Raw genomic sequence first — 23,480 nt, 5'->3', positions numbered from 1 at the left:
TCTGGCATTTGCGCAGTTCGGCCTTCTTGCCTAAGTACACAGTTCGCCGCGGTTCGTCCGCTCCTGCCAATTGACCGAATGGCTTCCTGATGACCGAACCCGATCTCGTCCCCGTCTTCGACGGCCACAACGACACGCTGCTGCGACTGTACCAGTCGAAAGACACAGAGGTCGAAAAGCTGTTCATCGAGGGGACGCAGGGCGGTCATATAGATCTGCCGCGCGCCAAGAAGGGCGGCTTTGCCGGCGGCATGTTCGCGATCTTTCCACCGCCGGTCGAGAAGAGCAAACGCTCTGCGGTGCCGCCGGCGCCGAGCGACAATGAGCCATTGCCGCCGGAACTGCCACGCGCTGATGCGCTCAATTCCACCATCGGCATGGCCTCGATCCTGTTTCGACTGGAGCGCGCGGGCGCGCTGACCGTCTGCCGCAGTGCCGGTGACATTCGCGAGGCGATGGCGAAAGGGTCGATCGCGGCGTTGTTTCATATTGAAGGCGTCGAGGCGATCGATCCCGAACTTACCTTGCTCGACGTGCTCTACGAAGCCGGCCTGCGCTCGCTCGGCATTGTCTGGAGCCGACCCAACGCCTTCGGCCATGGCGTCCCGTTCCGCTTTCCGTCGTCGCCCGATACCGGACCGGGGCTGACCGATGCCGGCAAGGCGCTGGTCAAGGCCTGCAATCAGCTCAAGATCATGATCGACCTGTCACATCTCAACGAAAAGGGCTTTCGCGATGTCGCCGCGCTCAGCGATGCGCCGCTGGTCGCCACTCATTCCAACGTGCATGCGCTGTGCACCCATTCGCGCAACCTGACGGACTGGCAGCTCGGCGCCATCCGCGAGACCGGCGGCATGGTCGGGCTCAACTTCGCAACCGGCTTCCTGCGTGAAGACGGACGGATGAACTCGGACACCAGCCTCGACATCATGGTGCGCCATGTCGACTCGCTGCTGCAGGCGCTGGGCGAGGACGGCGTCGGTCTCGGCTCCGATTTCGACGGCGCCATGATCCCGGCGGTCATCGGCGACGTTGCCGGTCTGCCAAAGCTGGTAGATGCGCTGGCCGCGCGCGGCTTCGGACGCGCGCTGATCGAGAAGATCGCCTATCGCAACTGGCTGAACGTTCTCGAAAGAACCATAGGCTGAGGCTTAAGCGCCCATGCGCTTCAGCCAATCCTGGCCGCCGCGATCCCTGATCATCGGCAGCGGGTTCTCCCAGTCCAGCCGCGCGCAGATGCGGTAGACTTCGAGCGTCTCGGCGCTCATTTCGCCGCGCTTGTAGAAGTACATGGCGGCGGCATAGCGGGTACGACCCGACCATTTTTCGCCGAGCGGCGTGTTGACCAGCTGCCACTGTTCGGCGGCTTCCGTCTCATCATCCGGTTCGTTGGCCATGATCAGAAATCCGCCGGCGGATTGGCGGTGCGGCGGTCGAGCTTGATGAAAGGACGGGCCACCACCTTGGCCCGCTTCATCAGCTTCTGGTACTGCAACTCGCGCATGGCGTAGATCTCGACCCAGAGGTCTTCCACCATCGTATCACCATAGGGACGCGTCAGCGAGGCGATGGCGATATTGCGCTTGGCCATCGGCGACCAGATGGCGGCGCTGACCAGCCCGACCTCCTGATGCTTCTTGTGATAGACGATGGCGTGTTCGGCCGGGATGTTGCCTTCGATCTCCAGCCCGACCAGCACATGGCGCAGCTTGCGTTTGGCGCGCGCTTCGAGCATGGCGCGGCGGCCATTGAAATGGCCTTTTCCCAAATCGACCATAAAGCCGAGGCCGATCTCGTCCGGCATGCGCAGACGGTCGGCGCGAATGGCATGGTCTGCGGTGGTGAAGTCGGCATTGGCGACGATCAGGCCGGCTTCCAGCCGGGCGCGGTTGAGGGCGGCGTATCCGATGGCGCAGATGCCGCGCAGTTCGCCTGCCGTCATCAGGCGGTCCCAGAGGCTGAGCGCTTTTTCGGCCGGCACGAACAGTTCGTAGCCGAGATCGCCGGTGAAGCCGGTGCGCGAGATGGTTACGGTGCCGCTGTCGTGCGGAAACTCGGCGAGGTCGAATATCTTCAACTTCTCGACGCCGGCGAAACCCGCCTCGCGCAGCACGGCGAAGGAGGTTGGGCCTTGCAGCGCGAGACCAGCGACGCTTTCAGTCTCTTCCTCGACGGTCACTTCGAAACCGATGGCGCTGTCGAGCAGCCAGGGCAGGTGCCGCTCCTGCGAACACAGGCGGAAGCGGGTCGGCGACAGCCGGAACAGCGTGCCGTCATCGAGGACGAAACTCTCGTCGTCGCACCATGCGGTGTAGTGGACGCGGCCGGGTTTGAGCTTGGTGACATCGCGCAAGGTGACGCGGTTGAGGAAGGCTTCGGCATCCGGACCCTCGATCCGGTATTTCGTCATCGGCGAGATGTCGAACAAAGCCGCCTGGCTGCGAATGGCGAAATATTCGAGTTCCTCGTCCCACAGCGAATGCGGCGCGCGATAGCCGGCCCAATTGTACCAGTCCTGGGTTCTGGCCAGCGCATCGATGCGCGGCTGGAACGGCGTGCCGAGACGCAGTGTGCGGAAATGCGACTGCGCTGTGGTGCGGGCGGCGTTGTTGATCGGACTCGTCATGACGGCATTCCTTCGCCGTAGAGTGCGGCGTTGACTGGTTGAAACATCCGATCATCCCTTCATCGCGATGATGCGCCGCGCCGCATTCAAACCGGGAGCACCCGAAACACCGCCGCCCGGATGCGAACCGGCGCCGGCCAGGAACAGCCCCTCGATCGGCGTGTTGTAGCCCGACCAGCCGGAGACGGGCCGCGACATCAACATCTGGTCGGCCTGCAATTCGCCGTGGTGCCAATGGCCGCCCGGCATGCGGTAGTTGGCTTCGATACCGGCTGGCGTCAAAAGCTCGGCATGCAGCACGGACTTGCCGATACCGGGCGCGTAGGCTTCGAGCTGCGCCATAACAGCCTTTGAGGAATTTCGGCTTGCCGGCATCCCAACCCTCTTTCAGCGCGTAAGGCGCGTATTGCACGATCGCCGACAGCACGCAGGCGCCACTTGGCGCGAGCGACGAGTCGGAGAGCGAGGGCAGTGTGATCTCCATCACCGGTTCGGCTGAGAACTCGCCATATTTCGAAGGGTTGAAGGCGCGCTCGACATGGTCGGGCGAGGGCGCGATGACCAGGCGGCCCTTGTGGCTGGCGGCGTCGACGCCGGAAAATTGCGGTGGCCGATCGAGCGCCAGATGGAGCTTCGCCGCGTCGCCCCTCATGCGGATGTTTTTCACCTTGCGCACGAAGCCGGTGTCGATCTCGCGTGACCCGACCAGGCCGAGCATGGTGGTCGCCGGGTTGATGGCGGAGACGATCGTTCTGGCGTGCAGCACCTCGCCGCCGTCGAGGGTCACGCCGACGGCGCGGCCTTTCTCGACGACTATCCTGGCCACGGGCGCTGCCGTGCGGATGGTGACGCCGGCTTTCTCCGCCGCCGCGCGGATCGCGGCGACGACTGCACCCATCCCACCTTTCGGCAGCATCTGCGCGCCGGTTTTGCCGCCGGTCTCGCCGGCCAGCCGATAGTAGAGGCCGAGCAGGGAGGTCGGCGAGCGCGGACCGAGATGGCTACCAAGCGTGGCGTCGAAGGCAAGCAGGCCCTTCAGCCTGATATCGGCAAGCTGCTCGTCGAGCAGGTCGGCGACGTTCATCAGGAGAACGCGCAGGAAGTCGCGCATGTCTTCCTTTCCGAGCTTTTTCAGCGCCGCGGCCGTCTGGCCGAGCGCTGCGGTTTCAAGCAGCGACATGCCACCGAGATCGGGGGGGCGCCGCGACAGGAACGGTTTCAGGATGCCGGCATAGCGCATGAGTTGCGCACGCAATTCCTTCCAGGCGGACTGCTCGGACGGAGTGGAGCCGGTCAGCACTTCGCCATAGGCGCCATGCAGGACAAGCAGCGGGCCGTCCTTCGCCAAGGCGACCGACGGCATGAAGTCTGTACGGGTGACCTGCAGCCCGTGTTTCTCCAGCTCCAATGTCTTCACCACGTCGGGGTGCAGGCGGTTCAGCACATGGGCGATCGAGGAGACCCGAAAACCCGGCGCAAACTCTTCGGTGCGCGCCGCGCCGCCGACATCGCCGGCCGCTTCCAGCACCAGCACCTTGCGGCCGGCTTTCGCCAGAGTGGCGGCAGCGACAAGGCCGTTATGGCCGCCGCCTATGATGATGGCATCAAATGACGTCATGGGCCGGGCTCATATGGGAGGTCGATTTGGCGAGGTCGCGCAGGATCTCGGCTGCCGCATTGCGGCCGGGTGCGCCCATGACGCCGCCGCCGGGATGGGTCGAGGAGCCGCACATATATAGCCCGCCGACCGGCGAGCGGTATTGAGCATAGCCCGGCACGGGACGGTTGAACAGCAGCTGGTCGAAGGTCAGCTCGCCCTGGAAAATATTGCCTTCGGTGAGGCCGACCTCGGCTTCGATCTCGCGCGGCGTGCGAACCTCCATGTGAACGATGCGGTCGCGGAAGCCCGGCGAGTATTCCGCGATCTGCGCGACCACGCTTTCGGCGAAGCCGTTGCGGTCGGTATCTGTCCAGTCGCAGCCGTTCACCTTGGGCGGCGCGTACTGCACGAAGCAGCTCATGAAATGCTTGCCCGGCGGCGCCATGGTCGGGTCGAGCGTCGTTGGGATGACCATGTCGAGGAATGGGTCGGCCGACCAGCGACCGGCCTTCCAGTCGTCATAGGCGCGCTCCATGCGCTCCATGGAATCGGTGAAATGCATGTCGCCGCGATAAACGGGTGAATCCTTCGGCAGTGCCGGGAATTCCGGCAGGGAATCCAGCGCGATGTTGACCTTGCCGGAGGAGCCGCGGATCTTGAAGTTCCTGACCCGACGCAGGAAAATGTCGGGCAGTTCCTTCTCCTCGACCAGTTTCAGGAATGTGCGTTTGACGTCGGCGTTGGAGACGACGAGCTTGCCGTAGACCTCCTCGCCGCCGGCCAGCACCACGCCCTTGGCCTTGCCTCGGCTCACCAGCACATGGCCGACCTCGGCGCCGGTACGGATGGTGCCGCCGGACCCCTTGAAGGAAGCGGCGAGCGCCTTGGTGACGGCGCCCATGCCGCCGCGCGCATAGCCCCAGGCGCCGACCGAGCCGTCGACCTCGCCCATATAGTGGTGCAGCAGCACGTAGGCCGTGCCGGGCGACATCGGCCCGAGCGCGGTACCGATAATGCCGGACAAAGCGAAGTTCGCCTTGATGACATCGGTCTCAAAATATTCGTCGAGGAATTCCGAGATCGACATGGTCCAGAAGCGCAGCGTCAGCGCCATTTCTTCTGATGACAGGCCGGCGAATTTCTTGCCGAGATAGAGAAGCTCTCCGAGGTCACGCGGCTTGAGACTGGCCGGGTCCGGTGCGGTGCGCATCAGCAGCGGCTGGATGAAACGGCACTGCCGCGTCACGTCGCGCGAATAGCGGTCATAGGCCTCCGCGTCGCGCCTGGAGAAGCGGGCGAATTCGCGCCGGTGCGCATCGTGGTCACGGTAGTTGGCGAGGTAGTCGCCGTCGCGGGTGAACACGGCGCCGCCTTCATAGGAAATAACCTGCAAGCCGAAACGCGGCAGTTCGAGGTCGCGCATGATCTCGGGGCGAAACAGCGAGCAGACATAGGAGCAGTTGGAGTAGAGGAAGCCCGGCGTCAGCTCGCGGCTGGTGGCGGCGCCGCCGACCCAGTCGTTCTTTTCCACCACCAGCACGTCGAGCCCGGCGCGTTGCAAATAGCAGGCGTTGACCAGGCCGTTGTGTCCGCCGCCGATGACGATCGCATCCCAAGCTTTCATTCGCGCCCAGCCTTCATGGTGCTCGACCCTTCATTTTCGCGTGATTTGTCGCCGAATGCGCGGAATTTGGCACGGCAGCGGCTATTCTGTCCAGCCATTCTGAATGAATGTTCAACAAATGATATTGCGTTTTCCTGTTAATACGCTACGCTTTGCCGGCATTCGAACCTCGCAATTCGGCTGACGGGACTTAAGGTCTGATGATCGAAACGGCAGATGGCGAGCCGGAATATGACGACGCCGCGATCCGCTTCCTCGAGGCGCTGTGGGGCGAGGGTTATCTGTCGCCCGGCGGACCAGACGAGGTCGACCGGGTGGTCGAAGGGCTGTCGCTCAGGGGCAAGACGATCCTCGACATCGGCTGCGGCTCCGGCGGCATCGCGCTGCATCTGGTGGAGCGCCACGGTGCCGCTCATGCCACCGGCTTCGATATCGAGCGGCCGGTGATCGAGGCGGCCAGAAAGCGTGCCGCTGTACGAGGGCTTTCAGACCGCGCCAGCTTCGTCCAGGCGCCGCCGGGGCCGCTGCCTTTTGCCGACGCTTCGTTCGATGTCGTCTTCTCCAAGGATGCGCTGGTGCACGTGCCCGACAAGGACGCGCTGTTTGCCGAATCTTCCGTGTGCTGAAGCCGGACGGCGTCTTTGCCGCCTCCGACTGGCTGATCGGCCATGACGGCGAGCCGTCATCTGAGATGAAGGCCTATGTCGCGGCCGAAGGCCTGTCCTTCGCCATGGCCTCGCCGGCACGCTATGCGCAAGCGATGCGCAGCGCCGGCTTTGCCGATGTCGCCGTCAGAGACCGCAATTCTTGGTATCGCAAGGTCGCGCGCGGCGAACTGGAAAGGCTGAAAGGCCCGCTCTACGAGACGGCGGCAGTCGCGGTCGGAGCGGCCTATGTCGACAAGAACATCAAGACCTGGGAAGCCATGCAGAAGGTGCTTGACAGTGGCGAGCACCGTCCCACTCATCTTCGCGGGTGGAAGCCGGCTGTGGTGGGATAGCCGGCAATGTGGAGCATGACGGCACCGATGAAAGCTGCAGCGCGCGAAGAGCGATCCTCCGACACGTCTGGAAAAACCGAACCGGAAAAACGCGGCCGCAAGGCGTCGAAGGAGGTCAGGCAACAGCAGCTGATCGAAGCGACCATCGATTCGCTGGCCAAGCGCGGTTATTCGGAAACGACGATGGCCGATGTCGCTGACGGCGCCGGCCTGTCGCGCGGCATCGTCAACTTCCATTTCGAGAGCAAGGAGAAGCTGCTCGTCGCCACGCTTGCCTATATGGCCGACGAATATGCGGCGCATTGGCGCGTCGCGCTGACCAAGGCCGGCGAGGATCCAGCCCGGCAGCTGCGGGCGCTGGTCGCCGCCGATTTCGACCGTTCGATCTGCAACAAGCGCAAGCTCGCGGCGTGGTGCGCGTTCTGGGGCGAGGCCAAGTCGCGGCCGACCTACCAGGCGCTGTGCGGCGCGCGCGACGCGGCCTACCAGAAGATCTTCATCGACCTCTGTGCCACGCTCAAGCAGGGCGGTGGTTATGCCTATGAGCCGCAGGTCATGGCGCTGGCGCTCAGCGCCATGCTGGAGGGCTTGTGGCTGCGGCTGATGATGGGGACCGAGGACGTCACCCGTGAGAGCGCGCTGCAGGCGGCAAACGAATTCCTGTCGGCCGCCTTTCCGAAGCACTACCCGCCAGACAGCGGACGTTGACAACAACCGGCGGATCCAAGCCGGAGCGAACAATCAAAAACAAAGAGGATGGAACAGCATGAAAAGAATAACCCGACGCCTGACACTGACATTGGCGCTGACGGCGACGCTGGCGGCTTCGGCCGCTGCGCTTGCGGTCGCCGCCGACAAGGACCTGATCGTGTTCGACTGGTCGGGCTATGAGGACCCGAGCTTCCACCCCAGATATGTCGAGAAGAACGGCGACTCGCCGACCTTCGCCTTCTTCGGCGACGAGGACGAAGCCTTCGAGAAAGTGCGCTCCGGCTTCAAGGCCGATCTTGGTCATCCCTGCTCGCAGAGCGTGACAAAGTGGCGCGAGGCGGGGCTGCTGCAGCCGCTCGACACCTCGAAGATCACCGGCTGGAAGGATCTCAATCCCGGCATCATGGCGATGAAGGATCTGGCCACCACTTCGGACGGCAAGGCCTGGTTCATGCCGTGGGACTGGGGCAACACCCAGCTCACCTACAACTCCGACAAGATCGACGCGAAGGATGTGCAGTCGCTGAAGGCCTTCGCCGATCCCAAGTTCAAGGGGCGGGTCTCGATCGGCGACAATGTCGACGACGCCTATGCGCTGGCCAGCCTTGCCATCGGGCTCAAGGACTGGACCAAGATGACGGACGACCAGTTCAAGCAGGCGTCCGATTTCCTGCGCCAAGTGCACAAGAATGTCCGCTCCTACTGGACCGACACCACGGACGTCGTCCAGTTGCTGAGCGGCGGCGAGGTCGATCTCGCCTGGGCATGGAACGATGCCACGGTACAATCCGTCGCTGCCGGTGTGCCGATCAAGTCCAAGAAGGATACGGACGAAGGCATCTCGACCTGGGTCTGCGGCTACGTGCTGTTCAAGGACGCACCCGGCAATGTCGACAAGGCCTATGACTACCTCAATGCGATCAACGATCCCGAGACCGCCAAGGTGCTGGTCAAGGACTGGGGTTATGGCCAGGCCAACGCCAAGGGCATGGCCGGCGTCGACCCGGCGATCCTGAAAGAAAAGGGCTATGACGACGTGCAGAAATTCGTCGACAAGACCCTGTTCCAATCGCCCGTGCCGTCGTCGCTCAAGCTCAAGATGATCGCCGAATTCGAGAAGATCAAGGCAGGCTACTAAAGCTCTGTCCGGCCTCCTCCGTCTGCCTGTCAGTGCGCCGGGCAGACGGTCTCGCCAAGGCCGCTGAAATTCCGTAACGTCGCCCGGCCGCTTTTCGCGATGAGGAGTTTCGCGCCATGAATTCCATGCTTCGCCGCCTCGCCCTTGCCGCTGCTCTTACAGTCGGCGCCGGCGCCGTGCTTGCTTATGCCGAAGGCGGCGGCGACCTCGTCGTGTTCGACTGGTCAGGCTATGAAGATCCGTTGCTGCACCCCGACTACACCGCCAAATACGGCGCCGAGCCGACCTTTGCTTTCTTCGGCGACGAGGAGGAAGCGTTCCAGAAGATGCGCGCCGGCTTCAAGGCCGACATCGCCCACCCCTGCTCGCAAAGCGTGACCAAGTGGCGCGCGGCCGGCATTCTGCAACCGCTCGACACCTCCCGGATCGCCGGCTGGAAGGATCTCAATCCCGGCATCATGGCGATGAAGGATCTCGCCGTCACCGCCGACGGCAAGGCCTGGTTCATGCCGTTCGACTGGGGCAACACTTCGCTGCTCTACCGCACCGACAAGGTCACGGCGGAGGAAGCGCAGTCGCTGAAGATTTTCGCCGATTTTAAATTCAAGGGCCGCGTCACCATCGGCGACAATGTCGATGACGCCTATGCGCTGGCCAGCCTGGTCATCGGCCTCAAGGACTGGACCAAGATGACCGACGCGCAGTTCCAGGAGGCGTCCGCCTTCCTGCGTGACGTCCACAAGAACATCCGCTTTTACTGGACCGACGACACCGACCTCAACCAGGCCTTTACCGGCAATGAGGTCGACCTCGTCTGGGGCTGGAATGAGACCTTCGTGACGCTCAAGGGCCAAGGCATGCCGATCGCCATGAACCGCGACACCAGGGAAGGCATATCCACCTGGGTGTGCGGCTATGTGCTGATGAAGGATGCGCCGGGCAAGCTCGATCAGGCCTATGATTTCCTCAGTGCGGTCAACGCGCATGCCGTGTCCGATTACTTGGTCAAGACCTTCGGCTACGGCCACGGCAACAGCGCCGGGATGGCCGCGATCGACCATCAGGTGCTGAGCGACCGTGGCTTCGACAATCTCGACAAGTTCTTGGACAAGACGCTGTTCCAGCAGCCGGTGCCGCCTGAGCTCAAGCAGCGCATGGTCACGGAATTCGAGAAGATCAAGGCCGGCTATTGAGCGACAGGACTGAAAGAACCGATGTCGTTATCGTCGGCGCCGGTTTCACCGGCCTGTCGGCTGCGCTTGAGCTGAGAAAGGCCGGCATCAATGTCGTGCTGCTCGAAGCACGCGACCGCGTCGGCGGCAGGGTCGAGGCTATTCGCAACGGGCTTGGCGAGCGCATCGACAGCGGCGGCCAGTTTTTCTGCGAAGACATGCCGGAGGTGACGGCGCTGGCCGCGTCCCGTGGCAAGGCCTTCGTCGAAACTTATGTGAATGGCGATTTCATCACCCATCCATCGCTGTCGGTCGAAGAGGCCGAACGGACCTATCATGGCGCGATGGCAATCCGCGAGCGGATGAATGCGATCGAGCCGGACGATCCCTCGATCGCCGGCATGAGCGCTGCCGCCTGGCTCGAACGCCAGCATGATCCCACTGACGCCAAGACGGCTTTCCGCTCGATGATCGAAGGCCTGTGGTGCCTGGCGATGGACAAGGTGCCGCTGTGGTACCTCATCGACAATGACCGGCGCATCACCAACGAGGTGCCTGAGCTGCAATATTCGCTGCTCGAAACCATGCAGTCGCTGGCCGAGGATATGGCCGGAGATCTCGGCGACAGGGTTTGGCTGAACGAGCCGGTTACGCGCATCGAGCACGGCCCGCAAGGGGTTCGTGCCGTCTCGGCAGGCAGCTCCATCGAAGCGCGAAAAGTGCTGGTCGCGCTGCCGCCGGCGACGGCCGCGAAGCTGGATTTCGCGCCCGCTCTGCCGCCGGCTCTCGCAAAGGCGCTCGGCGTCTGGGAAAGCGGTGTGATGATCAAGATCCTGGTGCGCTATCCCACGCCGTTCTGGCGCGAGCGCGACCTGTGCGGCATGGTGATGTGGCGCGACCTGCCGGGCCTGTTCGCCTGTGACGCCAGCAAGGATGCGCAACATGCCGCGCTGGTCGTCTTCGTCGGCGGACCACTGGCGTTGCGTTGGCGTCCGCTCGCGGACGCGGCGCTGCGTGCGGAGGTCACGGCAAGGCTCGTTGATGCCCTTGGCCCGGAGGCGGCCGATATTATCGATTTCAGCCAGCGCGACTGGATCGATGACCGCTGGAGCGGCGGCGCCTACAGCGACCTTATTGTCGATGTGACGGCACGGGATGCCGAGCGCACGATCCGTGCCGGCGCTGCCCCGGTTCATTTCGCCTCGTCGGAACTGTCGCCGTCATTCCCGGGCTATGTCGAAGGCGCCATCGTGATGGGGCGGATCGCAGCCAAACAGATCGCGACGGAACTTAAAATTCTTAGTTAGTGGAGCATGATCTTATTCCGAAAACCGGTTCCCACTTTTCGGGATCATGCTCAGTCCGCCATCGCCACCAGGGCCTCGGGATCGTAGCCGAGGCGGATCGAAGTGCCGACGGGGATATCGTCGGCGCCGAAGTCGTTGGTCTCGGTGACCGACAGTGGCTTTTCCAATCCGGGTATCTCGACGATCAGGTGGGTGATCTCGCCAAAATAGTGGCGTTCGACCACCTTGCCGGCCACTTCGAATTTCGCCGTCGCATTGTCCCACAGCACGCGCAATCGCTCCGGCCTGATGCCCAGAGTGGCGCCGCCGCCATTGCGCACGAAGGCCTTCGGCTTGTCGGTCCTGACCCGGCCGAAGCCCAGCGTGTCGACGACCAGCGAGGCGCTGCTCTCCTCGACGATCTGCGCTTTTACGAAATTCATGCCGCCGAGGAAATCGGCGACTTGGCGGTTGACCGGCCGCTGGTAGATTTCCTTGGGCGAGGCGACCTGGGCGATCTTGCCGCCGAACATTACGGCGATGCGGTCGGACATAGCGAGCGCCTCATACTGGTCATGGGTGACCAGCACGAAGGTGATGCCGACCGCCTGCTGCAGGCGGCGCAGTTCGACCTGCATCTGCTCGCGCAATTTCTTGTCGAGAGCCGACAGCGGCTCGTCGAGCAGCAGCACCTTGGGCCGCATCACCAAGGCGCGGGCGAGCGCCACGCGCTGGCGCTGGCCGCCGGAAAGCTCGGTGGCGAGGCGTTTGCCGAGGCCGGTGAGCGACACCTGCGCCAGCGCTTCCTCGACGCGGCGCTTTTCTTCCGGTCCGCCCAGCCTGAGCCGCTTCAGCCCATAGGCGACATTCTGCTCGACATTGAGATGCGGGAAGATGGCGTAGCTCTGGAATACCATGTTGGTCGGCCGGCGGTTTGCGGGGATGCCTTCCATCGACTGGCCGCCGACCGAGATCGAGCCGCTGGTCGGGTTGTCGAAACCGGCAATCATGCGCAGCAGCGTGGTCTTGCCGCAGCCGGAAGGGCCGAGCAGCGAAAAGAACTCGCCCTCCTTGATGGTCAGCGAGGCGTCGTCGAGCGCCTTGAACGCCCCATAGCTGCGGGTAACGCTGCGGATTTCGATCATTGCTCGGTCGGTTTGGGGTCGATCAGATTGGGCCCGCTCGGACTTATCTTGCTTGGATGGCTCATCCTGAGGCCGTTCGGCCCGGGACTGCTCAGGCATAGAGGCCTCCCTCGCTCTGGGTGCGTCTGGCCGCATGGCGGCGCAGGATCTCGGCAACGGTCATCAAAACGAAAGAGGCAACCAGCAGCAGCGTGCCCAGCGCCAACACACCCGGCAGCTTGGCGGCAAAGCGCAACTGGCCCCAGATATAGATCGGCAGCGTCGTCTCGGTGCCGGTGAGGAAGAAAGCGATGACGAACTCGTCGAGCGAGATGGTGAAGCAGACCAGGAGGCTGGAAATGATCGCCGGCGCCACCATCGGCAGCGTCACCCGCCGGAAGGTGCCGAAGGCACTCTCGCCGAGATCGGCGGAGGCTTCTTCGAGGCTGCGGTCGAAGCCCTCGAAACCGGCGGTCAGCACCGTCATCGAATAGGGAATGCAGATCAGGACATGGCCGAGCACGACGGTGAACAGCGACAGGCTCAGGCCTAACTGCAGCATGACCAGCAGCATGGAGATGGCGAGGATGATTTCCGGCAGCACCAGCGGCGCCATGATCAGGCCATTGATTGTGCGGCGGCCGGGATAGCGGTAGCGGGTGATCGAGCGGGCGGCGAGGATGCCGAGCAGCGTCGACAGCACCGATGCCGAGATACCGACGATCAGGCTGTTCCAGGCGGCGTCAAGCAGCGCTGGCGTCTTCGGCAGGTCTTGGTACCATTTCAGCGTATAGCCGGTGAGAGGAAATTTTGGCGTCGGCGCGGTGTTGATCGAGAAGATCGGCAGGAAGATCACCGGCAGATAGAGAAAGGCGACGTAGAGGAAGGCGTAGGCGGACAGCCAGCCGCCGGGAAAAAGGCGCCGCCTCGCTGTCATCGCGCCAGCCTCTGCAGCGCGCGGATGATGAGCACGGTGGCGCCCGCCATCAGCGTCACGACCAGCATGGTGGTCACGGACAGTGCCGCGCCGAGTGGCCAGTTGGAGGCCTTATGGAACTGCGACTCGATGGCATTGGCGATCATCACGCCATCCTTGCCGCCGACCAGCCTTGGGGTGACGTAGTCGCCGACGGTGGGGATCATGACGATGAGAGCGGCCGAGATGACGCCCGGCGCCGACAGCGGCAGCGTCACGCGCAGGAAGGAGCGCAGCGGGCCGTCGCCGAGATCGGTGGCAGCCTCGACCAAGGTGCGGTCGACCTTCTCGAGCGAAACGAAGATCGGCAGGATGGCGAAGGCCGCCCAGGCGTGTGTGAGCGTGATGATGACGGCGCTGGAATTGTAGAGTAGCGCGGTCGATGGTTCGTCGATGATGCCGAGGCCCATCAGGCCGGAATTCAGCACGCCATTATAGCCGAGGATGACTTTCCATGACATCACGCGCAGGAGATAGCTGGTCCAGAACGGGATGGTAATCAGGAACAGCCACAGGCTCTTGTGGCGACCGCCATGGAACGAGATGAAATAGGCGATCGGATAGGCGAGGATGACGGTGAAAAAGCTCACCGTCAGGGAAATGTAGAGCGAGCGCCACAGAAGATCGCGGTAGATCGGCTCGGTCAGCGCGATGCGATAATTCTCCAGCGTGAATGTATGGTCGATGGTGAGGTAGTTCTGCGTCCAGAAGGAGTGGGCGAAGACCACCAGGATCGGCACCAGCAGCAGGATCAAAGCGTAGACCAAGGTCGGGCTGATCAGGGCAAGGCCCTGGACGGATTCGGACTGCAGAAGGGCGTTTCGCCTTGCTCGCGTCATGCGTCGCGTGGGCACCCCTTCGGCAGCTACCGTCATTGCAGCGACCCGGGCGTGATCTCGGTTGCTGGCTCGAACTGTTCCGCCATGATGCTCCCATTCACCGGGCCGGCTGCCTGTTCCCAATTTTTGCGGAGCGCGCTTTGCTGGTTGCGCGCTCCAAGCTTGCCGGCTTTCTTTCATCATGAGCGCATCCGTGCATTGAAATCAAGCGCTATTTCTGTAATATTGATTGAACGGACATTCAAAATGAAGTGAAGAATGCCGGCTTTCCTGCCCTTGGCGCTTCGCTTTCTGTCCGGTGAAATTACGCTCAGACGATGCGAGGCAATGATGGCGGCTGCAAGAGACCTAAGAGCGATGGAAATAGCTGACGGTGGCGATGCGGTCGAGCTGGCCAAGCGCCATCTCATCCAGCCCTGGCCTTATGCCGGCTCGGTCGGCAATGAAGCGCGTGCGCTGATTGGCGAGGGCGATGGCATCTACATCACCGATGTAACAGGCAAGCGACTGATCGACGGGCCGGCCGGCATGTGGTGCATCAATGTCGGCCACCGCCGCGAGGAGCTGGCCAGGGTGATGTACGACCAGGCGATGATGCTGTCCTACAACACGCCCTGGTATACGATGAATGCGCCGTCGGCCGAGCTCGCCAAGCGCCTCGCCGATCATGCGCCGGGCGATCTCAGCCATACCTTCTTCACCACCGGCGGATCGTCGGCTGTCGAGACGGCACTGCGCTTCATGCAGTTCTACAACAATGTGCGCGGGCGGCCGGAAAAGAAGCTGATCCTCAGCCGCGGCGGCGCCTATCACGGCTCGACCTATCTGTCGGCCTCGCTCAACGGCCGGCCGCGCGACCGCGACTGGATGGACGGCGCCGACGATCTGGTCGTCAAACTGTCCTCGCCAGACCCGTTCCGGCGGCCGAAAGGCATTGACATCGCCGCCTTCTGCGATTTCCTGGTCGATCAGTTTCGCGATGCGGTCGCCCGCGTCGGCGCAGAGAAGATCGGTGCTTTCGTCGGCGAACCGGTGCAGGCATCCGGCGGCGTCGTCGTGCCGCCGGATGGCTATCTCAAGCGCATTCGCGAAATCTGCAGGGACAACGATATCCTCTATATCTCCGATGAGGTGGTGACCGGCTTCGGGCGGCTCGGCCATGTCTTTGCCTCCGGCTATGGCTTCGGCATCGACCCCGACATGATCACCTTCGCCAAGGGCGTTACATCAGGCTATTTCCCGCTTGGCGGCGTCATCATCTCGGAGCGGCTGCTTCAGGAAATGCGCCGTTCCAACCATCCCGATGCGATGTTCGGCCATGGCCTGACCTATACCAGTCATCCCATCGGCTGCGCGGTGGCGCTGAAGAACCTCGATATCCTGGAAGACAGCGTGCTGGCCCACACGCGCGATGTCGCGCCCTATTTCCAGGCGCAGTTGAAGACGCTGGAGGAACTGCCGCTGGTTGGCGAAGTCCGCGGCATGGGCCTGATGGGCTGCGTCGAGTGCGTAGCCGACCGCGAAAGCAAGGATCCGCTGCAGCTCGACAAGGATGTCGGCAAGCGCATCGACGCGCATTGCCACGAACTCGGCCTCCTGGTCCGGCCGCTGATCAACATGTGCGTGATGTCGCCGCCGCTGATCATCACGCGAGAGCAGATCGACGACATGGTGGCGATCCTGCGCGAAGGCATTTCGCGGACCATGGACGATCTGCGCAAAGAGGGCGTGTGGCAGGGGTGACTGGCAGTTCCGCCCCTACACCTGCGAGCGCATAGCCTCATTGAGGTTCCACATGTCCTTCTCCTCCGGCGCCGTCTCCAGGCCCAGCACCGGGATCTGCTTGCGCAGATGGTCGTGGTGGGTGCGCACACCGTATTCGAGGTCGGAGAGATAAAAACCCTCGAAGGCCTCCGAGATCATGGACTCGTTTGACCAGACGGAAAGCTGCACGTCCTCGTTCATGGTATCGCGGTCGATGCGGTAGGCGAGATAGCGGGCGGCCGCCTGTTCCCGGGTCTCGTCGGGGTAGCGGTAGATGGCGCCGCGCAGCAGCGTCTCGCCGGTCGACAGCGGGAACTCCTGATAGAACTGCACCGATTCCGGCATGATCGACAGCGCGTTGTTGGGGAAGATGCCGTAATAGATCCAGGCCCTGCGCAGATGCTCCGGCAGGTGTGAGGCATCGGGCGTGAGCTTGATGTATTCGCGCACGCTCCAGCGCCGGCCGGCATGCGGATTGTAGGTGGCAAACGAGCGCGACACGCCGTTGATGAACGGCTCATCGAAATAGGTCGAGCCGTAGAGATCCTGCAGCGCCGGATGCGCCATGGCGACGTGGTAGCCTTCATTGTCGACGTCGCGCACCGACTTCCAGTTGACCGGCGTTTTCTGTGTCCAGATGCCCCAGGACGGCACCATCTCGGCCGCATTGTAGTGGGCCATCTCGGCCTCGATCGGCTTCAACAGTTCGGCCACCGAAGGCTGCGGGTCCCCCTTGCGAAAGCGGACAAAGATGAAGCCCATCCATATCTCAAGGTCGAGCGGCATCAGGCCGAATTCGGTCTTGTCGAGCTCGGGGAAGGAGCGCGGCCGGGCGGCGCCGCGCAGCGTGCCGTCGAGATTGTAGACCCAGCCATGGAACGGGCAGACTAGCGCGTTCTTGCAGGTGCCCTGGCTGTCGGCGACGACGCGGCTGCCGCGATGCCGGCACATGTTGTTGAAGGCGCGCAAGACGCCGTCCTTGCCGCGCACGATGAGCGCCCGCTCGCCGACCACGTCCATAGTCAGATAGTCGCCGGCATTCGGCACGTCGCAGACATGGCCGGCGATCTGCCAATGGTTGCGGAAGACGTATTCCTTCTCAAGTTCGAGAAGCGCGTCGGAGTGATAACTCCAGCCCGGCAGACCCCGCCGGTCCCAATCATTGGGGATCGCCACGTCACGGAGGTGCGGGTTCATAAAAAAGCTCTTCTTTTATTGAATACTCATTCAATAAAACCATATTTTGCGTTGAAATGCAATGGCTTGTAGAAATCTCAACTTTTCAAGTCGGCACAACAGGGCCGGCTGAAAGCCAGAAAATCCCGGAATATCCGGGCGTTAACCGGGGTCGTGAAATAGCTGTCCGGCATGCGGATTTGGCCGTGCCGAGCTTGCAAACACGGCCCGCTCCGAGACGAAAAATACCTGGCGTCCGCAAATTCGATCCGCAGTGTGAGCTTGTTCATAGTGCGGCCGACAGGAAGCGGGCTTGGTGCGTTCGCGGCCCGCCTGTCGTCAACATTTGATTGCGCGCATGAAACAGCTTCGCAAATGCATCTTGCCGTCGGCACATGACCGGATCTGTCCGGATATGCCCGAATTTCTTGTTTCAAACCTGTTACGCGGGCAAGCCAAGCGCATCATTCGCCCGTTACCAGGCGCGCTTAGGTTCGTTTCATAAGAAAACGAAGGGGAGCAGCAATGCATACGAAAATCGAGATCACCAGCAACGAACGGCGCGCCAAACCGGCACTGCGTCAGCGCGCCAGCGACCATCCGGTTGCGATGTTCTCCATGCTGGGCGCCTGCGCTCTGGCCGTCATGTTCCTGACACCGGCTTCCGGTCCGGCCTTCGCTTCGCTCAACCCGCCGGCCAATGTCGTCCAGGGCGCGCTGACCACCATCAAGACCGCCCGGCTGCCGGAGCCGGAAATCGATTTTGCCTGCCAGGGCCAGGCCTGGGGCGCCGAGAGCGCGGAGTGCCTGCGCGTCATCGCCGCCCAGTCCGGCGTGCACAAGGCGCGTGCCGTCCGCATGATCGCCAACGCAGCGCCGCTGACCACGACACCCAACGTTTTCTGAACCTCCCGAGCGCTTCCTCCCGCGCTCGTTCTTGGCTCCCGCCGCTTCCCTCGGTCGGGAGCCTCTTTTTTAGGGTCTATCGAGATTCGGGTGAGGCCGGCCTGCGCATGGAGGTTCCCTGCGCTTCCGGTGCTCGCGTACTTCAAGTACGCTCCGCTCCGGTTCTCGGGAACCACCATTCTCGACTCGGCCTGACCCGAATCTCGATAGACCCTACGTGGGTGCTTCGAAAACTTAGCCGGCGGCGGCGACCTGGTCGGCTATTGCCGAGAGTACGCCGCGGACGTCCAGCGTCGAGAACGGCTTTTCCAGGATTTGCGGGCGCTGCGGCGCCGGCAAGGCTTCGATCTCGGCCTTGGCGCCGATCAGGTCGCCGGTGACCAGCACGAAGCGTTTGGCCAGCGCCAGGTTGTCGGCGAGCAATTCGCGGTAGATGGCAATGCCGCTGGTGCCGGGCATGCGCAAGTCGGAAAAGACGATGTCTGGCGGCATGTGGCCGGTCAAGGTCGCCGCCGCCGACGTCCAGGCCGGCACAACCCGCGACTTGATACCCATCAGTTCCAGGATGTCGGAGAGGGAGCCGGCGACGTCGGGTTCGTCGTCGATGATCAGCGCATAGCGCAAGCCGCTGGAACGAGCCGGGCTGTCGCCGGCTGCTGCCGCGCCGCCGGTGATTACCGGCAGCTGGACGACGAAGCGCGCGCCGCGCGGCAGCACCTCCTCGAACCAGATATTGCCGTTGTGGCGCTCGACGATCGATTTCGAGATCGACAGGCCGATGCCGGTGCCGACGCCGACCGGCTTGGTGGTGAAATAGGATTCGAAGATGCGGCTGCGGATCGCCTCGGGAATGCCCGGTCCGTTGTCCTCGACCGAAAACCCGGGGTTGCCGCGATCGCTGCGGAATGTCCGCACCTTGATCAGGCGGTCGCCGCCGATACCGGCCAGAGCGTGTTGGCTGTTGATCAGGAAATTGGCGGCCACCTGCGTGACGTGGTCGGCATCGGCCATCGCCAGCAGCGGGCCGGGCGCGAAATCGGTGTCGATGATGATGCCGCTCGAGCGTGCGCCATAGGCGGTCACTTCGAGTGCCGCGCGGATCACCTGGTTGAGATCGGTCTCGGCCTGCGCCGCCGGATGCAGGCGCACCATCGACAGGAAGCTTTTGACGATGCGGCCGCAGCGCTCGGCAGCGGCGCGCACTTTCTCGGCGCGAACCTTGGTCTGCGGGTCGGTGGCGAATTCATGCAGCAGCGTCGACTGAGCAACGACCACGGCGAGCGGATTGTTGAGCTCGTGCGAAACACCGGCCAGCAGCGAACCCATCGCCGCCATCTTCTCGTTCTGGTGCAGTTTTTCGCGCTGGCGGTTGATCTCTTCTTCGGCGCGCAGCTTATCGCGCAGATCGCGGATCGAACCGAAGATGAGCTGACGGTCGGCCACCCGCATCTCGGTCGCCGTCAATTCGATGGGAAACACCTCGCCGGCCGCATTCTGTGTCACGGTCTCAAGCCGCTGGCCAACCATCGGCGCGCCGCGGCCAGACATGTATTCGGCGCCCGAGACATAGCCCTTGCGGTAATATTCCGGCACCACGGTATCGAGCAGGTCCTTGCCGAGGATGTCGCTGCGCTGATAGCCGAACATCTTTTCGGCGGCCGGATTGAATTCGATGATCGAGCCGGTCTCGTCGATGACGATGATGGCGTCGAGCGACGCCTGCAGCATGGTGCGGCGGATGACTTCGCTGGCATGGGCGTCGGACGGCGAGTGCTCGATGGCGTCGCCGATGGCGAGCGCGATGATGTGCATCGTCGCCTCTTCCTCTTCGGTCCATTCGCGCTCGTTTAGGCAGTCGTTGACCGCGAACGTGCCCCACAGATGACCGTGCGCGAACACCGATACCGACAGGAACGACTTGATGTGCTGCTTTTCGAAATCGGCCCTGAGGAACCCGTCGAGATCGCGCGTATGGCCGGCGAAGATCTTGCCTTGCCGCTCGTCCTCTCCAATCCGCTCCAGCAGCGGATCGGTATCGACGATCGACTGCATGATCACCGTCGGCGAAGCCAGTTCGCCGCCGAAGCGAGGATCGATCCAGTAGGCGGCGACCGATTGGGCGAAGCCCTGGCCGGGTAATTCGCGCAGCCTGAACAGGATGCCGCGCTGGCAATTCATGGCGCTGCAGAGCGTTTCGAGGATGGTTTCCATCTCGCGCTGCCAGTCGCCGGCATCGCGCAACCGGCGGACGACTCGCACAGCCGTCATCGCGGCGCTCTGGCGAGCGCCTTGCGGGTCCATGCGTGGTGCTGGTTCAGCGGTCATGTCAGCCATCAGTAAAGGGCCGTCGGATTAGGCAGCTATGGAGCATTTCACGAAAAAGGTGAAACGCTCCATGTTTCAATGCAATCCCGAACGGAAAATCGCTACGTACTGTTCCTGGAATTGCTAGAGCGTTTCACCGTTTCACGGAAACGGAGAAGCGCTCTATCTCTTTGTTTTTACGCCATTCCGGGCGGAAAAACCGCGTACACTTTTCCTGTAATTGCTCTAGTGCCCGTCACCGGTCGGCAGCGAGAAGATATAGCCTTCGCCGCGCACTGTGCGCAAAAATTTCGGATTGGCCGGATCGGTTTCGATCTTCTTGCGCAGCCGCATGATGCGAATGTCGACGGCGCGCGACGATTCAGGATCCTCGACAAAACCAATCGCCTCGGAGATCGCCGATCGCGTCAACAGCCGGTTGGCGCGGGTCAGGAAAACCTCCAGCACATCGAACTCGCTCTTGGCCATGTCGATGACGGCGCCGTTGGCGCCGGTGACAAGCCTGCCGTCGAGGTCGGCCTGGAACGGGCCGAAGGTCAGGCGGCGGCCGCCATCGGCTTGTGTCTTCGCCGCCTGGGGCGGGCTCGGCTGCGGAACGCGGCGCAGCACGCTGCGCACACGAGCCAGCACCTCACGCAACTCGTAGGGCTTGACGATGTAGTCGTCGGCGCCAAGCTCCAGCCCGACAATGCGGTCGAGTGCGGTGCCGGCAGCCGTGGCATAGATGATGCCGACCGGTATTTTCGAGCGCAGCCAGCGGCCGAGCGACAGTCCGTCCTCGCCCGGCATGGCGATGTCGAGAATGGCCAAATGAAACGATTCCGTCTCCAGCAAGGCGCGCGCCTCGGCCGCGCTTCCGGCCTGGGTCACATCGTAGCCGTTGGCGCCGAGATACTCGGCGACCGCGTCCCGGAGATCGGGCTCGTCCTCGACGATGACAATCCGTGCCCGCACTATGGCCTCGCTCCCGCTTTCAGCGGAAAGTAGATTGGGTATAAACATGATGTCCAGCACTCATATCCGGTTGCGGGGGAACGGGAAGAAAAACATGGCTGCACGATCCGTCATCGCGCTGGTTTCCGTCGCCGATGTGGTGGCCGGCGATCTTGCCGATCATCTCGACCGGCGCGGCCATGACGTGCGCGAGGCGCGGCAGCCCTGGGAAGCTGAATCCCTGCTTTCGGCCGGAGGCATCGATATCGTCATCGTCGGCGACAGCCTCAGCCAGGCGGAAGGGCGGGACCTGCTCAGGCGTTATGGCGGCGGCCAGAGCGCGGACGGGAAGGCGGGGCCGGATTTCATCCTGATCTGCCGGCCGGCCGATCTGGTCGACAAGGTGCTGGCGCTCGAGCTTGGCGCCGCAGATGTCGTCGAAAGTCCGCTCAATGTCAGGGAGCTTGCCGCGCGCATCGGCGGCCTGCTGACGCGGCGCGGCAGGTCCGCCCAGGAACTGATCGTGCTGGAAAATGCCACCGTCGATTTGCGGTCGGCCATCGTCATGCACCGTTCGGGTACGGAAGAACAGCTGTCGCCGGGCCAGGTGGCGCTGCTCAGGCTGTTTCTGGCCAGCCCGCGCAAGGTGCTGACGCGCGACGACATCATTGCGGCGGCGCCCGCCGAAAATGCCGATGCCTTCGACCGCTCGATCGATTCGCGCATCGTGCGGCTGCGCCGCAAGCTCGACACCGAAACCATCACAACTATACGCGGCGCAGGCTACCGGTTCGACCCGCCGACGCAGCGCGCCGACTGAGGGTCGGGAGGCTGGATTGTTCCTCGGCTCGCCCAAAAAAGCTGCGCAATCTCGGGCGCCATGCATAGGCGTCAGCGCACCACCAGAAGCGATGGTCCCGACGGCAATTCGCTGGCGACTACGATTTCGCTGGCGGCATGCGCGCGGTCCTTCAGGAGAACCGTGGCGAGACCGGCAAAGCCGAGCAGGCCTTGTGCATAGAGCAGTACCGAAAGCACGGAGGCTGCAGATTTCGTCTTCATCGGTGTCCCCAAAAATCAGAACCGCGGGTGCTTCAGGATAAACCCGAAGTGCCCGCGTCGCCCACGGAGCCCCCCGTTGCGACGCGGGCCTTCGGTCCTCTCGGCAGCAAGTTGCCGGAGGGGCCGCGCATCCACTTCAACCCGAGGCCGACCCGCCAGAGGGCCCTGAGACGGTTGATGCGCAGACTGGAGACAATCCAGACCAAGGCTATGAACAGCGCGGCATGCAGCGTCGAAATCTCACCCGAATTCATCACCGCCAGTTTCGTCATCGGGGTGCCGGCTACTGTGCCGATGCCGCCGACGACAAATGCGGCGATGCTTATCCTGAAGAGCCAGGACAGGGTTGTCGATTTGATGCTCATTTTTCGTTGGCGCCGGCTGTTCTCGTTGGGATGACTGTGCCGCGAGCCTGTAACCAGATCATGCCGCCCAGGCCGCGCTTTGTTGCAAGTCGGTTTCGAGCGAAGCCAATCTTCTTTCATATGAGGACATCAGCACTTTCGTTTGGGGGGCGGTGGGTGATCGGGAGTGCGCAGCGAAGACGGGAGCACGCTCCTTGTCCACCTTGCTTGTTAACCAGAGGAAACAGATTCGAAACACAAACGAGCCTCAGCGAAGTCAGTCTGAAACATGGCGCAGGGATAAGGCGGCCACCGAATTGACGCCGGCAGGACCGGCAAAGGGAGCCATCATGTACAAAGCCATTTCCGCCAAACTCATCAACGTCGCCGCCGCCGCTGCCGGCGCCGCGCTTCTGCTTGGCGCTGCCAATAGCACCGCCCATGCCGCGGCAAACCAGATCGTCGCGCGTGTTTCGCTGTCGCAGCAGACCATGGAAGTGCTGGTCGATGGCCGGCCGACTTTCGCCTGGAAGGTCTCGACCGGCGACAGTGCGCATGTCACGCCGACCGGCTCGTTCAAGCCGACCCGCATGCACGAGATGTGGCATTCGAAGAAATACGACAACGCGCCGATGCCGCACTCGGTCTTCTTCAGCGGCGGCTACGCCGTGCATGCGACCAACGCCATCAAGCGGCTGGGACGGCCGGCGTCGCATGGCTGCGTGCGGCTGCATCCCGACAATGCCGCCGACTTCTACCAGTTGGTCGAAACCTTCGGCCCGACCAACACCAGCATCGTCATCGTCAAGTAGCAGACTGCGTTTGGAGCGATGGTGCAGCGCAGCCGGCCAGGTCATGCCGCACCGCAAGTTCC

The 23,480-nt window shown here is 63.0% G+C and carries 22 protein-coding genes and 1 pseudogene; 11 read left to right on the top strand and 12 right to left on the bottom strand.

Translation table 11 applies throughout. The features are described from left to right. Positions 1-89: 89 nt before the first annotated feature. Positions 90-1,148 carry a dipeptidase gene (locus tag AC3CCE_RS08985; RefSeq protein WP_352623563.1) on the top strand — a complete coding sequence of 353 codons (1,059 nt, stop codon included), beginning with the start codon at positions 90-92 and terminating at the stop codon, positions 1,146-1,148. A 3-nt stretch (positions 1,149-1,151) separates the two neighbouring features. Here the strand turns inward: AC3CCE_RS08985 and AC3CCE_RS08980 are convergent, their stop codons facing one another. The 4 genes and pseudogenes from AC3CCE_RS08980 to AC3CCE_RS08965 form a co-directional block, all read right to left on the bottom strand. Further along, positions 1,152-1,397, bottom strand: coding sequence for a hypothetical protein (locus AC3CCE_RS08980; RefSeq protein WP_352623561.1), 246 nt, complete (start codon positions 1,395-1,397; stop codon positions 1,152-1,154). A 2-nt stretch (positions 1,398-1,399) separates the two neighbouring features. Continuing rightward, positions 1,400-2,626, bottom strand: a complete 1,227-nt coding sequence (locus AC3CCE_RS08975) for an aminomethyl transferase family protein (RefSeq protein WP_352623559.1) — start codon at positions 2,624-2,626, stop codon at positions 1,400-1,402. 51 nt (positions 2,627-2,677) lie between these two features. Continuing rightward, positions 2,678-4,244: pseudogene (locus AC3CCE_RS08970) on the bottom strand (phytoene desaturase family protein). Next, positions 4,231-5,850: a phytoene desaturase family protein gene (locus tag AC3CCE_RS08965; RefSeq protein WP_352623557.1), complete on the bottom strand. Its 1,620-nt coding sequence runs from the start codon at positions 5,848-5,850 to the stop codon at positions 4,231-4,233. The pseudogene AC3CCE_RS08970 and the gene AC3CCE_RS08965 overlap by 14 nt, the downstream one beginning before the upstream one ends. Positions 5,851-6,050: 200 nt before the next feature. Between AC3CCE_RS08965 and AC3CCE_RS08960 the strand changes: the two genes are divergently transcribed. The 6 genes from AC3CCE_RS08960 to AC3CCE_RS08935 all read left to right on the top strand — a co-directional run bounded on the left by AC3CCE_RS08960 (position 6,051) and on the right by AC3CCE_RS08935 (position 11,178). Then, on the top strand, positions 6,051-6,476 hold the full coding sequence (locus AC3CCE_RS08960; RefSeq protein WP_352623556.1) for a class I SAM-dependent methyltransferase: 426 nt from the start codon (positions 6,051-6,053) through the stop codon (positions 6,474-6,476). Beyond that, positions 6,470-6,850 (top strand): hypothetical protein, encoded by a 381-nt coding sequence (locus AC3CCE_RS08955; protein WP_352623555.1) that lies wholly within the window; start codon positions 6,470-6,472, stop codon positions 6,848-6,850. The genes AC3CCE_RS08960 and AC3CCE_RS08955 overlap by 7 nt, the downstream gene beginning before the upstream one ends. A gap of 27 nt (positions 6,851-6,877) precedes the next feature. Continuing rightward, positions 6,878-7,558, top strand: a complete 681-nt coding sequence (gene betI, locus AC3CCE_RS08950) for a transcriptional regulator BetI (protein WP_023670076.1) — start codon at positions 6,878-6,880, stop codon at positions 7,556-7,558. Positions 7,559-7,616: 58 nt separating this feature from the next. Further along, a complete protein-coding gene (locus AC3CCE_RS08945) occupies positions 7,617-8,699 on the top strand; it encodes an ABC transporter substrate-binding protein (RefSeq protein ID WP_352511860.1) in 1,083 nt (360 codons plus the stop codon). A 116-nt stretch (positions 8,700-8,815) separates the two neighbouring features. Beyond that, on the top strand, positions 8,816-9,892 hold the full coding sequence (locus AC3CCE_RS08940; protein ID WP_352623553.1) for an extracellular solute-binding protein: 1,077 nt from the start codon (positions 8,816-8,818) through the stop codon (positions 9,890-9,892). Next, positions 9,889-11,178: a flavin monoamine oxidase family protein gene (locus AC3CCE_RS08935; protein WP_352511858.1), complete on the top strand. Its 1,290-nt coding sequence runs from the start codon at positions 9,889-9,891 to the stop codon at positions 11,176-11,178. Before AC3CCE_RS08940 ends, AC3CCE_RS08935 begins: the two co-directional genes overlap by 4 nt. Positions 11,179-11,228: 50 nt before the next feature. On the opposite strand, the gene AC3CCE_RS08930 is transcribed toward AC3CCE_RS08935, so the two are convergent. The 3 genes from AC3CCE_RS08930 to AC3CCE_RS08920 all read right to left on the bottom strand — a co-directional run bounded on the left by AC3CCE_RS08930 (position 11,229) and on the right by AC3CCE_RS08920 (position 14,132). After that, positions 11,229-12,302 (bottom strand): ABC transporter ATP-binding protein, encoded by a 1,074-nt coding sequence (locus AC3CCE_RS08930; RefSeq protein WP_352511856.1) that lies wholly within the window; start codon positions 12,300-12,302, stop codon positions 11,229-11,231. Positions 12,303-12,393: 91 nt separating this feature from the next. After that, positions 12,394-13,218 (bottom strand): ABC transporter permease, encoded by an 825-nt coding sequence (locus AC3CCE_RS08925; RefSeq protein WP_352511854.1) that lies wholly within the window; start codon positions 13,216-13,218, stop codon positions 12,394-12,396. Beyond that, the gene (locus tag AC3CCE_RS08920; RefSeq protein ID WP_023701363.1) at positions 13,215-14,132 is read right to left on the bottom strand and encodes an ABC transporter permease; all 918 of its coding nucleotides are present in this window, start codon (positions 14,130-14,132) and stop codon (positions 13,215-13,217) included. Before AC3CCE_RS08920 ends, AC3CCE_RS08925 begins: the two co-directional genes overlap by 4 nt. 294 nt (positions 14,133-14,426) lie before the next feature. Between AC3CCE_RS08920 and AC3CCE_RS08915 the strand changes: the two genes are divergently transcribed. Further along, entirely contained in the window at positions 14,427-15,839 is a 1,413-nt protein-coding gene (locus AC3CCE_RS08915; RefSeq protein ID WP_352511853.1) for an aminotransferase, read from the top strand. A gap of 15 nt (positions 15,840-15,854) precedes the next feature. Here AC3CCE_RS08915 and AC3CCE_RS08910 read toward each other — a convergent pair whose 3' ends face one another. Next, on the bottom strand, positions 15,855-17,057 hold the full coding sequence (locus tag AC3CCE_RS08910) for an aromatic ring-hydroxylating oxygenase subunit alpha (protein ID WP_352623551.1): 1,203 nt from the start codon (positions 17,055-17,057) through the stop codon (positions 15,855-15,857). A 504-nt stretch (positions 17,058-17,561) separates the two neighbouring features. On the opposite strand from AC3CCE_RS08910, the gene AC3CCE_RS08905 reads away from it, so the two are divergent. Then, positions 17,562-17,942 carry a hypothetical protein gene (locus AC3CCE_RS08905; protein ID WP_023701367.1) on the top strand — a complete coding sequence of 127 codons (381 nt, stop codon included), beginning with the start codon at positions 17,562-17,564 and terminating at the stop codon, positions 17,940-17,942. Positions 17,943-18,176: 234 nt separating this feature from the next. Here AC3CCE_RS08905 and AC3CCE_RS08900 read toward each other — a convergent pair whose 3' ends face one another. Next, a complete protein-coding gene (locus AC3CCE_RS08900; protein ID WP_352511850.1) occupies positions 18,177-20,267 on the bottom strand; it encodes a PAS domain S-box protein in 2,091 nt (696 codons plus the stop codon). A gap of 225 nt (positions 20,268-20,492) precedes the next feature. Next, complete coding sequence (locus tag AC3CCE_RS08895) at positions 20,493-21,221, bottom strand: response regulator (RefSeq protein ID WP_023670064.1); 729 nt, start codon at positions 21,219-21,221, stop codon at positions 20,493-20,495. A 94-nt stretch (positions 21,222-21,315) separates the two neighbouring features. Between AC3CCE_RS08895 and AC3CCE_RS08890 the strand changes: the two genes are divergently transcribed. Continuing rightward, the gene (locus AC3CCE_RS08890; protein WP_023670063.1) at positions 21,316-22,020 is read left to right on the top strand and encodes a response regulator transcription factor; all 705 of its coding nucleotides are present in this window, start codon (positions 21,316-21,318) and stop codon (positions 22,018-22,020) included. 71 nt (positions 22,021-22,091) lie between these two features. Here the strand turns inward: AC3CCE_RS08890 and AC3CCE_RS08885 are convergent, their stop codons facing one another. Then, the gene (locus AC3CCE_RS08885; RefSeq protein ID WP_023670062.1) at positions 22,092-22,262 is read right to left on the bottom strand and encodes a hypothetical protein; all 171 of its coding nucleotides are present in this window, start codon (positions 22,260-22,262) and stop codon (positions 22,092-22,094) included. 32 nt (positions 22,263-22,294) lie between these two features. Continuing rightward, complete coding sequence (locus tag AC3CCE_RS08880; protein ID WP_023670061.1) at positions 22,295-22,627, bottom strand: hypothetical protein; 333 nt, start codon at positions 22,625-22,627, stop codon at positions 22,295-22,297. 329 nt (positions 22,628-22,956) lie between these two features. Here AC3CCE_RS08880 and AC3CCE_RS08875 point away from each other — a divergent pair, with 329 nt between their 5' ends. Continuing rightward, positions 22,957-23,418, top strand: a complete 462-nt coding sequence (locus AC3CCE_RS08875) for a L,D-transpeptidase (protein ID WP_023730774.1) — start codon at positions 22,957-22,959, stop codon at positions 23,416-23,418. Positions 23,419-23,480 lie beyond the last annotated feature (62 nt).

The sequence above is a fragment of the Mesorhizobium sp. P160187 genome (assembly GCF_057766425.1).
Note: the sequence above shows the minus strand (reverse complement) of the source record. Positions and strands in the feature narration are given on the sequence as shown.